The sequence below is a fragment of the Pseudomonas sp. DTU_2021_1001937_2_SI_NGA_ILE_001 genome, from assembly GCF_032463525.1.
Taxonomy (GTDB): Bacteria; Pseudomonadota; Gammaproteobacteria; order Pseudomonadales; family Pseudomonadaceae; genus Aquipseudomonas.
The window spans coordinates 83,370-97,862 of sequence record NZ_CP135972.1 but is presented as its reverse complement, the minus strand read 5'-3'; the positions used below and the strand labels follow the sequence as shown (position 1 = coordinate 97,862).

The following is a 14,493-nucleotide window of genomic DNA, read 5'->3' as shown; positions in this document are numbered from 1 at the left end:
AGGATTGTTGGAGCGAGCTTGCTCGCGAAGGGCTCAACGCTGCACCAGACCTTTTCGCGAGCAAGCTCGCTCCCACGGGCCGGGCCTGAAGGCAGTGTCAGGCCCTGCGATTTTGTTGGAGCGAGCTTGCTCGGGAAGCGGGCGGCTTCAGACCGTTTGTTGCCGCCAGTAGTCGAGCAGCTCGCGCAGGGTCTGCTGCAGCGGGATCTGCGGTTGCCAACCGGTGCTGCGGGTCAGCGCGGTGCTGTTGCCGATGGCCACCGGGATGTCCGAAGGGCGCAGGCGTTCCGGGTCCTGGGCGACCTGGATGCTGGCCTGGCTCAGGCTCAGCAGCGTGTCCAGCACTTCGCGGATCTTCAGCGAACGGCCGCTGGCGATGTTCATGCAGCGCGGGTATTCCTGCGTGCTGTCGGCCAGCTTGAGCAGTTCCAGGTAGGCACTGCACACGTCCTGCACGTCGAGGAAATCGCGCTTGGCTTCCAGGTTGCCGACCTTGAGCACCGGCTCCTGCTGGCCTGCCTCGATCAGGGCGATCTGGCGAGCGAAGGAGGCGGTGACGAAGTTGGGGCTCTGCTGGGCACCGATGTGGTTGAACGGCCGTGCGATGACACCCTTGAGGCCCTGGCGGAAGTATTCGTTGAAGGCGCTTTCGGCGGCCACCTTGCTCGCTGCGTAGGGGTTCAGTGGCTGGCAGCGGGTGTATTCGTCGACTTCCTCGCCGGACTTGAACGCCGCGCCATACACCTCCGAGGAGCTGGAGAACAGCACGAAGGCCTCCGGCGCCTCCAGGCGCAGGGCCTCGAGCAGGTTCATGCTGCCCATTACGTTGGTCTGCCAGGTGCCCAGCGGATCCTGGAAGCTGGTCGGCACATGGGACACTGCCGCCAGGTGGATCACATGGCTGGGCCGCACCTGGGCCACTGCCTGGCGGATACCGTCGGCATCGCGGATGTCGCAGACCCACTGCTGGTCGGCGGCGTGGCCGGGCTGTGGTTCGCTACTGCTCAGGGCGGTCACATGGTAGCCGGCGTCACGCAGACGCTGGGTGAGGATCTTGCCAACGAAGCCGTTGGCGCCCGTCAGTAACACGCGTGGCATCAGGTTTTCACTCCGTCACTGGATGATGAGAGTCCGAGCTGGTCCAGCCATTGCTGCAGCTGCTGCTTGAGGTTCTCGCGCTCGTAGCGCTGCAGGTTGCGCAGCCCGGCGGCGATGGTCTTGTCGCGCAGGCCGGGTTCGGTTTCCAGCAGGTTGCAGGCCGCCGCGAAGACCACCGGGTCGTCGCTGTCGATCAGCAGGCCGCCTTCGCCCAAGGTATCGGGAATGTTCGAGCGTGCCTGGGTGACCACCGGCAGCGAAGCGTGGTTCGCCTCCAGCAGCGGCATGCAGAAGCCCTCGTGGGCACTGGCGCACCAGTACTGCCGGGCATGCCGGTAAAGCCAGCGCAGCTCAGGTTCCGAGCACTTACCGGCCAATAGCACCTGGCCCTGCAGGCCAAGATCGAAGATGTACTGCTCAAGACCCTGGGCGTAGTGCTCGCTGGTGGTGCCGCCGACCAGAATCAGCCGCTGCTGCGGTGTTTGCTGGCCCTGGTCTTTCTGCAACTGCAGCAGGTGGTAAAAGGCTTCGATCAACAGGAACTGGCGCTTGTTTTCCGCCAGCCGCCCGACCGCCAGATAGAAGTGCCCGGTTTGCCTGGCCATGAAGCCGGGCATGGTCGTGGGACCTTCCAGGCGCAGGGAGTCGACCAGCAGCGGCAAGGTCTGGGTATGCGGGTAGCCAGCCTCTACCAGTTCGCTCTGGTTCAGCGGCGAGTCCGCCAAGGCGTGGATGAACTGGTCACGCCAGTCTCTGAGCTGTTCCAGGCCCAGTTGCGCATAACGACGCAGGTCGCTGTCCTTGGGGAAGAACGCCGGCGGGGTGATGTTGTGGTAGACCATGGCCTTGCGGCACTGCTGGTCGAGCAACCAGGGCCCATGGTCGTGGCCCATCGAGTGGTGGTACAGCAACAGGTCGCAGGTCGAGTCCTGAAAGCCGCGAGCCTTCAGGACTTCGCCCTTCAGTGCGGCTGGAATCGAAAAACTGTAGATGTCCGACTGGTAGCCCAGGCTGCGCAACAGGCTGCGGGTGAACAGCAGGCCGTTGGTCACACCATCGCCGGCCGCGACGGTGGCGGCAAATTGATCGATACGCAGTGAGGTCATGTCAGGCTCTTGATCGCGACCACGGCATAGTCCTGCGCCCCGTAGAACAGTGCGTTGATGCGCCGTGCGGCTTCGCTGTCTTCGTGAACGTGGTGCTCTTCGGGAATCGGTTGCAGGCGGTGGATCTGCACCTGGTCGAAGCCCTTGAACTGCACCAGGAACTCGGTGAAGGCCGGCGGCAGCGGCGACAGGTGGGTCGGGTCCATCCAGAAGTAGTGCGCGGCGGTGGCGATGTTCTCCGGGTTGGGGGTCTCGAAGATGATCATGCCGCCGGGCGCCAGCACGCGCAGGCACTCGTCGAGCAGGGTGTTGAACTGCTCGAAGCTCAGGTGCTCGATGACGTGGAAGGCGCTCACCGCACCCAGACTGTTCTCCGGCTGGTTGGCCAGCCACACCAGGGCGTCCTGCTGGTGGGCGGTCAGGCCCTGGTCCAGGCAGGTCTGCACGTTCATCGAGTTGAGGTCGATGCCGATGCGTGCGCAGTGTTCAGGCAGCTGCTGCAGCCATTCGCCACGCCCGCAGCCGATGTCCACCAGCGGCAGGCCGGCTTTGAGCGGCGCGACGCTGTCGATGATCGGCAGGTAGTAGGCCTGCCGTTCGCGAATGGTCTCGGCCGCGCCACGGAAACGGTTCTCGAAGGCCAGGTAGAAGCTATCCGGGATGCCGCTCTGGTGCTGCATCTCGGGTACGGCCACGACAGCCTGGGCTTCGCCTGGGGCGGCCATGACGGTACGCGGCTGGCGCTCCAGCTGCTGAAGGCGCATGCGCAGTTCCTGCTGCACGCTCCTGGCCTCCTGCAGCTCGCTTTCCAGGCGACGGATTTCGTCTGCCTGGCGGTGCAGCGCCTGGTCCTGCTGCTGCAGCGCCAGGCTTTGCTGTTCGGCATAGGTCTGGTGGTCATCGAGCAGGCTGGCGTGGGCGTTGCTCAGGTCACGCAGGGTATGCAGCTCGCTGACCTGCAGGCGGTTCTGCCGTGCCAGCAGGTCCAGGCGGGCCACGTAGTAGCGGTTGCGCTGTTCGCTCTGCAGCAGGCCGTAGAGGGTCATGGCCAGCTTGCCCAGCACCGGAATGCGCCGGATACGGTTCTTCATGCGCGCGCGGCGCAGGCCCTCGACCGGGGTGTTCTGGCGCACGCCTTCCGGCGAGTCGCGCAGCTCGGCGAGGATCTCGAACTTGTCCCAGCCCGAGCGCAGCCGGTTGAGGTAGCGCTGCAGTTCCTCGCTCTCGGCCTTGCGCCCCAGCAGGGTCGGGAAGGCGGCGCGTACCAGCGCCTCGTCCTCGAGCTGAACCAGCTGCAGCCAGCTGTACGGGCGGTCGTGGTTGTTCGAGGGCTGCGGGTTGAAAGCCGGCAGCGGGCGATCGGCGGCTTTGTGTTTGTAACGCTCGACCTCGGCCTCGATACGACGGTTGAGCTCTTGGAAGTCGAGATCCGGATTATTGGGTATGAGCATTACGCGAGGTTCCATTCAGGGTCGAGGAGGGCAGGGCGATTTCCTGGAGTTCCGGTTCCAGGTTGCACACACCGCCAAAGAAGGGGCCGTTGATGCCCGCCACTTCGAAGCCAATGGCGTTGTCACGCCAGTGGTAGCAATGGGTGGTGTGGTCGGCCCCTTCGTGCAGGGCCAGGGTAATGGTGTATTTGCCTGGGGCCAGGCGCATCGGCAGGCGGTAGCGCAAGTGGCGTCGCTCACCGCGCTGCAGGGCGATCGGGTGTTCCAGGTAATGGCTGTTGGTGCCGTAGATGTCCTGGCCGAAGCGGTCGCGGATCATCAGGCCCAGGGCCACGTCGGGCAGGTCGGCCTGGGCGGCGATGGTCACGTCCAGCACGCCGGTGTCGCCGCTGGCCAGGATGTTGCTCTGCGAAGCCTGGCCGATGAAGCTGACCGCTTCGAGCACGGCCTGGCGCGAACCATAACCGGCCTCGTTCACCGGACGTTCGCTGTACTCTTCTTCGTCGTCGGCGCCCAGCAGCTGGTTGTAGACGTTGACCGCGTCTTCAGGGCTGCAGTCGGCGACCACCTTGCCCTCGCTGAGCACGATGGCGCGGTCGCAGATCATCTTCACCGCGTTGAGGTCGTGGGACACGAAGATGATCGAACCACCCCGGGCGCGGAACTCCTTGATGCGGCGCATGCACTTCTGCTGGAAGTGGCCGTCGCCCACCGACAGGGCTTCGTCGATCAGAAAGGTTTCCGGGTCGGCATGGATGGCGATGGAGAACGCCAGGCGCATGTTCATGCCCGAGGAGTAGGTGCGGATCGGCTCGTGGATGAACTGCCCCAGCTCGGAGAACTCGACGATGGCCTGGCGGCGCTCTTCGATCTGCTCGCGGGTCATGCCCAGCAGCAGGCCGTTGCCGGTGATGTTCTGCAGGCCGCTGAGGTTGGGGTCGAAACCGGTGCCCAGCTCCAGCAGGCCGGTGACCCGGCCGCTGAGGTGGATCTTGCCGGCATCGGGCAGCAGCACACCGTTGAGCATCTTCAGCAGGGTCGACTTGCCCGCGCCGTTACGCCCCAGGATGCCCAGGGTCTCGCCTTTGGCGACCTTGAACGAAATCCCGTCCAGGGCCCGGTGGGTGCGGTGGAAGCTGCGGCGCAGGACGATTTCCTTGAGTCTGTGCCAGGGTCTGTTATAGAGCTTGAACTCCTTGCAGACGTTTTCCACTTCAAGCATGCATGCAACTCTTTGTCAGGTAGGTCATTTCCGGCGTGTGTCGAATCGCCCGCAGGGCGCGCTGGTCATGGGGTAGGGCGCAGGTCAATGCCACTGCGGGGCGGCTTGCACCGGGCCTGGTAAAGCGCGGCATTGTAACAGGCTCTGACGCCCGGCCCTGCATGGCATATTCGAATGCGCGGTGTATGACAGCAGCTCTGGGGAAATGTGCCCTGGGCGCTCAGGCCAAGACATCGTCGTTGACGATGATACGGATGGCACTCAGGGTGATGGGGCTGATACTGCCGTTACCCTGGCTGGTCACGTCGAGGAAGAAGTATTCATCCTGTTCGGGCGTGGTGTCGCCGATGACTTCCACTGGCAATGCCACATGGTCTTCACCGGGGTAGAACACCAGAGTGCCGCTGCTGGCCAAGTAGTCTTCACCGCTTTTGGCCGTGCCGTCACGGGTGGCATAGGTGACGCTCAACGGCTGGCTGGGATTGGGGCGGCCAAAAGGCAGCGATATCCAGAAATAGCCCAGACTCAGGCCGCTGTCGCCTTCGATGATATGGCTCTGTACCTGATCGGCACGGGTCGGTGCACCGGGCTGGTTGGCGCGCAGGGTCTGGTCGATGACCTGCTGGTAGGCGCTGACCCGCTGCCAGGCAGCGATCTCGCCATAGCTGCTGTTGATCTGATTATCGATGTCGGGGTGCGTGGTTGAGGTGCTCAGCGAAGTGATATAGCTGGCGACCCCCGCTACCTTGCCAGCGATGAATGCAGGGCCGCCGCTATCGCCAGGTGTGATGATGCCTTCGTTGCTGCCCAGGCCGGTATTGCTCAGACCCAGCAGGCGGCCCAGGGCATCGTTGGTGCTTCTGCCGTTATCGAAATCGGCCAGCAACTGCGTACCGGCCTGCGGCGCCCAGCTCAGGTCGTTGCCATATACCGTAGTAAGCCTGCCGACATCGCTGTCGAAGGTATTGCTGGCTTTCTGGCGAATCGGTGCGCCACCGTAATTCGTCAACGTTCCCGTGGCACCTGTGCCCGGCAGGCCATAGCCGACCAGCGTCATCGTCTGGCCGACTTCGTCACTGCTGCGGTACAGGTCGTAGCGGTTGGCCGCTGCGGGGGCCTGGTCGGTGAGCCAGACGATTGCCAGGTCGTTGTTGGTGTTCACGGCGTCATAGGCCGGGTGGATCCACACCTTGCTGCTGGCCAGGGTCTGCGTGCCCGTAGCGGTCTGGAAGGTCACTTGGGCGGAATTGACGCCGTCCTCGAACAGGTGAGCCGCCGTCAGTACCGCGCGCCCGCCGTACAGCAGGGCGCCACTGCCCTGGTAGTTGCCCACGGTGAGCAACACGACACCGTCGTAGCCTTCGTTGGTCCATGCTCGGTTACGTGTATCGGTGTAGCCGGTGACGCTCGAAACCATGGGTAGATGGCTCTCTAGTAGCAGAAGGAGGATGGCTGTTTATAGCATCGCTTTCGGGGTTCATTGAAGTTGCGAGTTACGCACTATTCAGCCCATTGCTACTGACACGATGTCACCTTCTTTCCTGTGGCATCACACCAGCCACAGCCCACCATTAAGATCAGCGGCGACGTTATTGATGTTTTCCGCACTTTCAGAGAACGACACCAGTATCTCGCTGGTGGTCATGCCCTTGGCCATGGAGTCTTTCCAATAATTGAAGCCATCGACATCGGCCTGGCGGTGCAGAACATTGAGGTAGAGGTTGTTGATGATCGACGCGGTATCGTTGCCAGGGTTCAGGGCCTTGAATTCGGCACTGTCGACGAAACCTTTGGCCACCTGCTGCAGGCTGACGCCTCTGTCCAGGTCCGCGACCCAGTACTTGAGCCCGGCCATGTCGGGTTGGCGGTCGAAGGCCGCCTGGTAAAGACGGTAGGCGCCGCCGGTGTTCTGCCATTGACCGACATCCAGGGCCATGACGGCGCCGTCATCGCCCAACTGGATGCGTTCGATATTGACCAGGGTGTCGACTTTGTTCCAGATGCCCACGGCGTAGAAGTTACCGTTATTGACCACGGTCAGTTCACTGGCCTGTGCATTGTAATGAACGGTGTCGATACCGCTGCCGCCATCGTAATAGTCATTACCCGGCCAGGCGTAGAAATGATCGTTACCCCATGAACCGGTATAGACATCATCGCCATACAAGTAGGCGGCCGGGTTGCTGTCATTGAGGTGCTGGTTCATGCCGGTGATGGTCGCGAAAGGCTCGCCATTCTTCGAATAGACCAGGCTATCGACCACCGCGTAGCGCACGCTACTCGAAAGCGACCAGCCAAACATTTCTGCCGAGTAGTTACCGTAGACAACTTTCACGTGGGTGCTGCTCTGGGCAACCAGAGTGCCAAAGTAGCCGGCATTGGTGGCGATGAGCAGGTCATTGGCCGTGAAAGGTTTATTGAAGGTGACACGAGCCATCCTGGGCGTCCTTTTCCGAGGTAATGAAGATGCATCGAAGCTCAGCAGGCTCTGCGCGATGAACGCGCTGCCGGTGGCATCGTAGGGTGAGGATTTGTATCAGACATGATACAGGCAAGTGATGGCACTTGGCCAAGCGCCTGGCGCTGTGGGAGCGGCCGGTTGAAGGATTCCGGTAGCGGCTCGTTCGCGAGCAAGCTCGCTCCCACCGTTTTTAAACCCTGTGCAGGGTTACACCAGCCACAACCCGCCATTGAGGTCGGCTGCGGCGTTGTTCATGTTTTCCTGGCTTTCGGAAAACGACACCAGCACCTCGCTGGCGCTCATGCCCTGGGCCATGGAGTCTTCCCAGTACTTGAAGCCGTCGGCGTCGGCATCGCGGTGCAGCACGTGCTGGTAGAAGCTGTTGATGATGGACTTGTTGTCAGTGCCGGGGTTGAGCTTCTTGAACTCGGCGCTGTCGACGAAGCCCTGGGCCACTTGTTGCAGGGTGGCGCCGTTGTCCAGGTCGCCGATCCAGTATTTCAGGCCGGTCATATCCGGCTTGCGATCGAAGGCGGCCTGGTACAGGCGGTAGGCGCCACCGGCGTTCTGCCACTGGCCGACGTCCAGAGCCACGGTCTTGTCGTCCTGCGTGAAGTGCACGCGCTCGACGCTGAACAGGGTGTCTTTCTTGCCCAGGCCTTCGATGTTGGTCAGGTTGCTGCCCAGGGAGTCGACTTTGAAGTCGCTGCTCAGCGCGCTGTAGTGAACGGTGTCGGTACCCTCGCCGCCGAAGTAGGTGTCGTTACCCAGCGAAGCGATGAACTGGTCGTTGCCTGCCGAGCCCCGGTAGGTGTCGTCACCGTCATAGAACGACGTGGTGCTCGATGCGTCGGCCACCTTGATATCCAGGCCAGTGACGCTGAGAAACACGACGTCGTTCTTCGAGTAGGAGACACCGGTGAATTTGTCGACCTGGGGATTACCCGAGCCGAGAAAGCCGCTGACTTCAGCTTTGTAGGCGCCATCGGCGTAGACGATGCGCATGCTGTTGCTGCTGACGACCTGCCCATTAACGCCCGCATGGGAGGCGCGATCCAGGTCGGTGGCGTCGAAAGGGCTTTTGTAGCTAATAGTTGCCATGGAGACTCCTTGTCCCGATTGCAGTTGAAGGTAAGGGTGAAGAGGGCGATCAGACCAGCCACAGCCCGCCATTGAGGTCGGCGGCGGTGTTGTTCAGGTTCTCTGCGCTTTCGGAGAACGACACCAGCACTTCACTGGCGGTCATGCCCTTGGCCATGGCGTCTTCCCAGTACTGGAAGCCACCGGCATCGGCGTCGCGATGCAGCACGTGCTGGTAGAAGCTGTTGATGATCGACTTGTTGTCCGTGGCCGGGGTGAGTTGCTTGAATTCGGCACTGTCGACGAAGCCTTTGGCCACTTGCTGGAGGCTGGCGCCCTTATCCAGGTCGTTGATCCAGTATTTCAACCCGCCGGTGTCCGGCTTGCGGTCGAAGGCCGCCTGGTACAGGCGGTAGGCGGCACCGGCGTTCTGGCCTTGGCCGACGTCCAGGGCCAGGGTCGAGCCGTCGCCGAAGCTGGCCCGCTCGATGTTCACCAGGGTGTCGGTCTTGCCTGGCATCTGCAGCACGTAGCCGCCGTCGGCCGCCGTGGCGGTGACGTTCGCGCGGCCGTTGCTATAGGCGACGGTGTCCAGGCCCGCACCGCCGTCGAAGTGGTCATTGCCGGCGCCTCCGGTCAGAACATCGTTGCCGTCCGAGCCGATCAGAGTGTCGTTGCCCTTGAGTACTTCGTTCAAGGCACCCTTGAAGTCGAAGTCATTGATGTACCCGGCCATGGTCAGGGCATCGATGTTCAGGTCGGTGACTTCGTAATACAGGCCGTTCTGGTAGGCGACCGTGGACGTCAGGGTGCCGCCGCTCAAGTCGTCATTGCTGTATTGGAAGGTGCCGAAATAATCCTGGGTTCTTACCCCATCGGTGGCCCTGATATGCGTGCTGTCGGCGATGGTGAACTCGCCATCCCAGGCCTGCAGCGTGGTCATATTGATGGGTTGATGAAGTTTCAGCGTGGCCATGGATCGTCCTTAATGCTGTAACGCGTGAACCAGGCCCTTGTATCGAAATTGACACAATGGCGTAAGAAAACGCGACGTTGGACTCAAGCATGGATCCAATGTTCCCGCCGTTCGTCATGGTGGGCGCAGCGGCGCAGGGCGGCTCGTTCACCTTGCCGAAGCGAGCTTGCTCGCGAATGGCTTTCACACCGCGGCAGGTCTTTTGGCGAGCAAGCCTGCTCCTTCACCGGGCCACCACGCAGGCACCCCCCTCAAGGCCAGAAAATCCACGCCCCCAGGCCCTGAACAGCCTGCCGACTGTTATTGCATCCCCCTGGCAGCCCCCGGATAATGCGGCGCTTCGCATGCCCGCGTGCTATCAGAATGGAGTATCTATGTTCACCCCCGTAATCCTGGCTGGTGGTAGCGGTTCGCGTCTGTGGCCGCTGTCGCGGCAGAGCTTTCCCAAGCAGTTTCTGGCGCTGGACGGTCAGGACCAGGGAACCATGTTCCAGCGCACCCTGGCGCGCCTGGACGGCCTGGAGCACGCACCGGCCCTGGTGGTGAGCAACGAGAACCACCGCTTCATCGTCGCCGAGCAGCTGCGCGTGGCGCAGATCACCAGCCAGCGCATCATCCTCGAGCCGCTGGCCCGCAACACCGCGCCGGCCATCGCCCTGGCGGCGCTGCAGGCCATTGCCGACGGCAGCGACCCGGTGCTGCTGGTGCTGGCCGCCGACCACCACATTCATGACGAGCAGGCCTTCCGCGCCGCCGTGCAGGTCGCCCAGGCCCACGCCGAGGCTGGCCGCCTGGTGACCTTCGGCATTACCCCGACCCACGCGGAAACCGGTTTTGGCTACATCCAGTGTGGCCAGGCCATCGAGCAGGGCGGCTTCGCCATCGCGGCGTTCAAGGAAAAGCCCTCGCCGGAGCTGGCCGCCGAATACCTGGCCTCGGGCGCCTACCTGTGGAACAGCGGCATGTTCATGTTCCGCGCCTCGAAGTTCATCGCCGAGCTGCAACGTCACCGCCCGGACATCCTCAGTGCCTGCCGCGTGGCCCTGCAGCAGGCGCAGGTCGACAGCTATTTCACCCATGTGCCGGCCGAGCAGTTCGCGCTGTGCGACGACGAGTCGGTGGACTACGCGGTGATGGAGCACACCGATGCCGGCCTGGTGGTACCGCTGGATGCCGGCTGGAACGACCTGGGCAGCTGGGCGGCGATCTGGGACGTCGGCCCGCATGACGAGAACGCCAACCGTCTGGAAGGCGACGTGCTGGCCATCGACACCAAGGACTGCCTGGTGCAGTCGCATCACCGCCTGGTGGCCACCGTGGGCGTCGAGGACCTGATCGTCATCGAGACCAAGGACGCCGTACTGGTCGCCAACAAGCACGACAGCCAGCAGGTCAAGGAAGTGGTCAAGCGTCTGCAGAACGAGGCGCGGCCGGAGTTCGTCACCCATCCGTTGGTCAACCGTCCATGGGGTCACTACGACACCATCGACATGGGCGAGCGCTACCAGGTCAAGCGTATCTTCGTGCGCCCGGGCGAGTGCCTGTCGCTGCAGATGCACTACCACCGCGCCGAGCACTGGATCGTGGTGTCCGGTACCGCCAGAGTGATCTGCGACGACCAGGAACTGATCCTCTCCGAGAACCAGTCCACCTACATCCCACTGGGCGTCAAGCACTCGCTGTCCAACCCCGGCAAGGTGCCGCTGGAACTGATCGAAGTGCAGTCCGGCTCGTACCTGGGCGAAGACGACATCGTACGTTTCGAAGACCGTTACGGGCGTCTGGCCAAGTAAGCCCTTGGCAGGCCCGGCAGCTCTTCAGGTGCCGGGCCTGCCGGGAATCGACAGGGGCTTTAGGCGCATACAGGCCTGTCAGGCATTCTCGGACTTTGCTGGAGCGACCTAACTGGCCAGTATCGGCTTCATCCGCTTCAGCCGCGCACCTGGCGGTAGATCTCCAGGGTCTGCCGCGCGCATTCCTTCCAGGTGTACTGGTGCGCACGCTCCAGGCCCAGGCGAACCTTCTCTTCACGCAACGCATCCTGCTCCAGTAACGCCTGCATGGCACTGCTGATGCTGTCCACGTCGTAGGGGTCCACGGCCCAGCTGGCCTCGCCGGCGACTTCCGGTACCGAGGTGCTGTTGGACGCCAGCACCGGGCACTGCGCGGCGAAGGCTTCGATCACCGGCAGGCCGAAGCCTTCGTACAGCGACGGGAAGGTCAGGGCGGCGGCGCTCTGCAGCAGGGCCATCACTTCGTCTTGCGGCAGGTAGCTGAGCCAGCGGCCTTCGCCCTGCTGTTGCAGGGCGGCCAACTGCGGCAGCAGCTCTTCGTTGTTCCAGCCGTCGCGGCCGACGATCACCAGCGGGTGCTCCTGGCGCACGGTGGCGGGCAGTTGCTTGAAGGCCTGGAGGATGCGCGGCAGGTTCTTGCGTGGCTGCAGGGTGCCGACGAACAGGAAGAAGCCGGGCTTCAGGCCATGCTTGTCGAGCACCGCCTGCTTGTGCGCCGCGTCGATACGCTTGAAGTACACCGGCTCTACGCCCAGCGGCGTGACGCTGATGCGCGACGGGGCGATGCCCAGGTGCTCGACCATGTCCTGCTTGCTGTATTCGGAGATGGTGATGATGTGGTCGGCCTTGCGGATCGCGGTCTTGAACAGCCAGCTCTTGAGGCTGCGCAGGTCGTTCTTGATCCATTCCGGGTGCAGCATCGGGATCACGTCCATCACCGTGGCCACGGTCGGTACGCCGGCGATGCGCGGAATATGGTGGTCCGTGGCATGGAACAGCTCGACTTCGCCAGCGATGGCCCGGGAGTTGGCCAGGGGCAGCTTGAGAATGCCGCTGAGCAGGGCATGCACCGGGAAGCGTTCGGCCAGCTGGCGCGGCGTACCGCAGGCCATGTGCGGCAGGTCACGGCCGAAGGCGTAGGGGATGAGCTGGTCGCCGGTCTGCTGGGTGAGGTCGTTCAGGCCACCCCACAGGGCGCGCGAATAGGTACCGATGCCATCCAGGTGGCCGGCGCGTTCGCCGCCTGCCCAGACCGTACAACTCAAGCCAATCTTCATTCTGTGATCTATCTCGGTTCAATAAAGGGCCGGGCTTCAGGCATGAAGCGCCGGCGGGCATCCAGGCCGTTCAGATTCCTGCCGGCAGGTGTGCGCAACAAGGGCGCGGAGCCTAACACGACAGGGGGATCATGGCATGGCGCAAGGCGTCGGGATCTGACCCGGCACATGCCCTGGCGTTCGGTGGCAGGCCAAATAAATAATGGCGTATTGATTCCAAATCCGACGGACGACCCTTAATCGTGTTGTCGCGCCGCCGACACAATGCAGGTAAGCCATCACCCGGTACATGCTCATGGTTTCCACGGTCACCTCCTATGCCGATTCACGCAACAAGGCTGCGCCAGGTCAGGGATATGACGGCGTCGTAAAGGTTTCCACAGGAGGTGTCTACGGAACGGGCGTGTTGCTCTACGGCGGCCAGGCGATCCTGACTGCGGCGCATCTGTTCAAGAACGGCAGCGCGCCGAGCACCGTGACCTTCGAGACCAGCGCCGGGGTCAAGACCCTCACATCGAGCAAGGCCACGATCCTGCCGGGCTATGACGCCAGCAGCCTGAACAACGACCTGGCCATCGTCTGGCTCAATGGCCATGCGCCGGTCACCGCCCAGCGCTACGACATCTACCGGGCCAGCGACGAGATTGGCCAAGCCATGACCTTCGTCGGTTATGGCAAGCCGGGCACCGGTGCGGCGGGAATGTCCAGCAGCTACTCGGGGGCGCCGATCCGTCAGAAGGCCAGCAACACGTTCGATGCCGACGCCTCGGCTCTCAAGGCCAAGGCGGGTGCGATCATGCCCTGGGCACCCAAACCCGGTACCCAGTTGATCGCCGACTTCGACAATGGCAGCAGTGCCCAGGACGCCCTGGGGCGTTTCCTCAACCTCAAGCACACCGGACTGGGGCAGAGCGAGGGCATACTCAGCAGCGGTGACAGCGGTGGCCCGGCGTTCATCGGTGGCAAGGTGGCCGGTATCGCCAGTTACATCAGCACCCTGAGCATGGGCAGTGCGCACCCGGACATCGACAACAGCCTCAATAGCAGCTTCGGTGAAATCGCCGCCTGGCAGCGTGTCAGTGCCCAACAGCAGTTCATCGACCAGGCGATCCGGGCCAGCTACAGCGACGCGCCGACGCGGATGTCGGAGGTCAAGCAGACGGTCGTCGAGGGGCAGTCCGGGAGTATCACCAACGCCTACTTCCTGGTCGAACTGACCTCGCCGCGCAAGGACCCGGGCAAGACGTTCAGTCTGAATTTCACCACCCGTGACGGCACCGCCAAGGCCGGTGAGGACTACCTGGCCAACAAGGGCACCCTGGTGTTCTATCCCAATCAGACCAAGGCGGTGGTGGCGGTGGAGATCGTCGGCGACAACAAGCCAGAGGCCAACGAAACCTTCTACATGGACTTCACCAACCCGTCCGGTGCGGCACTGGACAATGGGGCGCTGGTGCTGACCGGCATGCGCACCATCGTCAACGACGATCTGTGGTCGGCCTGATTTGTGACTGAATTGGCGCTTACGTCGGGCCAGACATTGACGAGGGGCGCGCAGGCCCGCAATGTGGCGCTCCTACCTCGTCGATCTGGCCCGCAATCTCATGAAGAAAGCCTTCGCTGCACTCGCTCTGGCCGTTTCGTTCATGCAAGCCCTGCCGGCCGTTGCCGCCACGATCAAGATCGAGAACGCTTCGTCCTGGGACATCCAGGAGGTGTACTTCGCGCCCTTCCGCCAGCGTGACTGGGGCGACGATCACCTCGGCAAGCAGGTGCTCAAGGCCGGCAAGACCCTCAGCCTCAATGATGTGGAGCCAGGGGTGTGGGATGTGCGCCTGGTGGATGAGGACGACGACGAGTGCGTGGTCGAGGGCCAGCAGATCAGCGCGTCGCAGACCCTGGTGATCGATGACGAAGACCTGATGAACTGCCAGGCCGCCAGCGAGCAGTAAGCCGCTTATCGCTTCCCTATACCTGACGTTGAGCCAATAACCCCGAATTTCGGGGTTTTTTTGCATTCAGGCTCGCC

The 14,493-nt window shown here is 62.9% G+C and carries 12 protein-coding genes; 3 read left to right on the top strand and 9 right to left on the bottom strand.

Features of this window, described 5'->3' with window-relative positions:
* Nucleotides 1–147: 147 nt before the first annotated feature.
* The 8 genes from RRX38_RS24875 to RRX38_RS24840 form a co-directional block, all read right to left on the bottom strand.
* Nucleotides 148–1,098: a GDP-mannose 4,6-dehydratase gene (locus RRX38_RS24875; RefSeq protein ID WP_315962782.1), complete on the bottom strand. Its 951-nt coding sequence runs from the start codon at nucleotides 1,096–1,098 to the stop codon at nucleotides 148–150.
* Nucleotides 1,098–2,204 carry a glycosyltransferase gene (locus tag RRX38_RS24870; protein WP_315962781.1) on the bottom strand — a complete coding sequence of 369 codons (1,107 nt, stop codon included), beginning with the start codon at nucleotides 2,202–2,204 and terminating at the stop codon, nucleotides 1,098–1,100. Before RRX38_RS24870 ends, RRX38_RS24875 begins: the two co-directional genes overlap by 1 nt.
* Nucleotides 2,201–3,655 carry a class I SAM-dependent methyltransferase gene (locus RRX38_RS24865; protein WP_315962780.1) on the bottom strand — a complete coding sequence of 485 codons (1,455 nt, stop codon included), beginning with the start codon at nucleotides 3,653–3,655 and terminating at the stop codon, nucleotides 2,201–2,203. Before RRX38_RS24865 ends, RRX38_RS24870 begins: the two co-directional genes overlap by 4 nt.
* On the bottom strand, nucleotides 3,639–4,877 hold the full coding sequence (locus RRX38_RS24860) for an ABC transporter ATP-binding protein (RefSeq protein WP_315962779.1): 1,239 nt from the start codon (nucleotides 4,875–4,877) through the stop codon (nucleotides 3,639–3,641). The genes RRX38_RS24865 and RRX38_RS24860 overlap by 17 nt, the downstream gene beginning before the upstream one ends.
* Before the next feature lie 220 nt (nucleotides 4,878–5,097).
* Nucleotides 5,098–6,294: a trypsin-like serine protease gene (locus RRX38_RS24855; RefSeq protein WP_315962777.1), complete on the bottom strand. Its 1,197-nt coding sequence runs from the start codon at nucleotides 6,292–6,294 to the stop codon at nucleotides 5,098–5,100.
* Between the two features lie 132 nt (nucleotides 6,295–6,426).
* Nucleotides 6,427–7,314: a DUF4214 domain-containing protein gene (locus RRX38_RS24850; protein ID WP_315962776.1), complete on the bottom strand. Its 888-nt coding sequence runs from the start codon at nucleotides 7,312–7,314 to the stop codon at nucleotides 6,427–6,429.
* Between the two features lie 231 nt (nucleotides 7,315–7,545).
* The gene (locus RRX38_RS24845; protein ID WP_315962775.1) at nucleotides 7,546–8,439 is read right to left on the bottom strand and encodes a DUF4214 domain-containing protein; all 894 of its coding nucleotides are present in this window, start codon (nucleotides 8,437–8,439) and stop codon (nucleotides 7,546–7,548) included.
* A 49-nt stretch (nucleotides 8,440–8,488) separates the two neighbouring features.
* The gene (locus tag RRX38_RS24840) at nucleotides 8,489–9,394 is read right to left on the bottom strand and encodes a DUF4214 domain-containing protein (protein ID WP_315962773.1); all 906 of its coding nucleotides are present in this window, start codon (nucleotides 9,392–9,394) and stop codon (nucleotides 8,489–8,491) included.
* Between the two features lie 374 nt (nucleotides 9,395–9,768).
* On the opposite strand from RRX38_RS24840, the gene RRX38_RS24835 reads away from it, so the two are divergent.
* Nucleotides 9,769–11,187, top strand: a complete 1,419-nt coding sequence (locus RRX38_RS24835) for a mannose-1-phosphate guanylyltransferase/mannose-6-phosphate isomerase (protein ID WP_315962772.1) — start codon at nucleotides 9,769–9,771, stop codon at nucleotides 11,185–11,187.
* Nucleotides 11,188–11,324: 137 nt separating this feature from the next.
* Here the strand turns inward: RRX38_RS24835 and RRX38_RS24830 are convergent, their stop codons facing one another.
* Nucleotides 11,325–12,464, bottom strand: a complete 1,140-nt coding sequence (locus RRX38_RS24830) for a glycosyltransferase family 1 protein (protein ID WP_315962771.1) — start codon at nucleotides 12,462–12,464, stop codon at nucleotides 11,325–11,327.
* Between the two features lie 295 nt (nucleotides 12,465–12,759).
* Between RRX38_RS24830 and RRX38_RS24825 the strand changes: the two genes are divergently transcribed.
* Both RRX38_RS24825 and RRX38_RS24820 read left to right on the top strand, forming a co-directional pair.
* Entirely contained in the window at nucleotides 12,760–13,968 is a 1,209-nt protein-coding gene (locus RRX38_RS24825; protein WP_315962770.1) for a Calx-beta domain-containing protein, read from the top strand.
* A gap of 61 nt (nucleotides 13,969–14,029) precedes the next feature.
* A complete protein-coding gene (locus RRX38_RS24820) occupies nucleotides 14,030–14,416 on the top strand; it encodes a hypothetical protein (RefSeq protein ID WP_315962769.1) in 387 nt (128 codons plus the stop codon).
* Nucleotides 14,417–14,493: the final 77 nt, after the last annotated feature.

Bases quoted from the DNA above. Each gene is read 5' to 3' on its own strand.
- RRX38_RS24840 (WP_315962773.1), bottom strand. From the start codon at position 9,394: ATGGCCACGCTGAAACTTCATCAACCCATCAATATGACCACGCTGCAG.
- RRX38_RS24865 (WP_315962780.1), bottom strand. From the start codon at position 3,655: ATGCTCATACCCAATAATCCGGATCTCGACTTCCAAGAGCTCAACCGT.
- RRX38_RS24830 (WP_315962771.1), bottom strand. From the start codon at position 12,464: ATGAAGATTGGCTTGAGTTGTACGGTCTGGGCAGGCGGCGAACGCGCC.
- RRX38_RS24850 (WP_315962776.1), bottom strand. From the start codon at position 7,314: ATGGCTCGTGTCACCTTCAATAAACCTTTCACGGCCAATGACCTGCTC.
- RRX38_RS24860 (WP_315962779.1), bottom strand. From the start codon at position 4,877: ATGCTTGAAGTGGAAAACGTCTGCAAGGAGTTCAAGCTCTATAACAGA.
- RRX38_RS24820 (WP_315962769.1), top strand. From the start codon at position 14,030: ATGTGGCGCTCCTACCTCGTCGATCTGGCCCGCAATCTCATGAAGAAA.
- RRX38_RS24875 (WP_315962782.1), bottom strand. From the start codon at position 1,098: ATGCCACGCGTGTTACTGACGGGCGCCAACGGCTTCGTTGGCAAGATC.
- RRX38_RS24835 (WP_315962772.1), top strand. From the start codon at position 9,769: ATGTTCACCCCCGTAATCCTGGCTGGTGGTAGCGGTTCGCGTCTGTGG.
- RRX38_RS24870 (WP_315962781.1), bottom strand. From the start codon at position 2,204: ATGACCTCACTGCGTATCGATCAATTTGCCGCCACCGTCGCGGCCGGC.
- RRX38_RS24825 (WP_315962770.1), top strand. From the start codon at position 12,760: ATGGTTTCCACGGTCACCTCCTATGCCGATTCACGCAACAAGGCTGCG.
- RRX38_RS24855 (WP_315962777.1), bottom strand. From the start codon at position 6,294: ATGGTTTCGAGCGTCACCGGCTACACCGATACACGTAACCGAGCATGG.
- RRX38_RS24845 (WP_315962775.1), bottom strand. From the start codon at position 8,439: ATGGCAACTATTAGCTACAAAAGCCCTTTCGACGCCACCGACCTGGAT.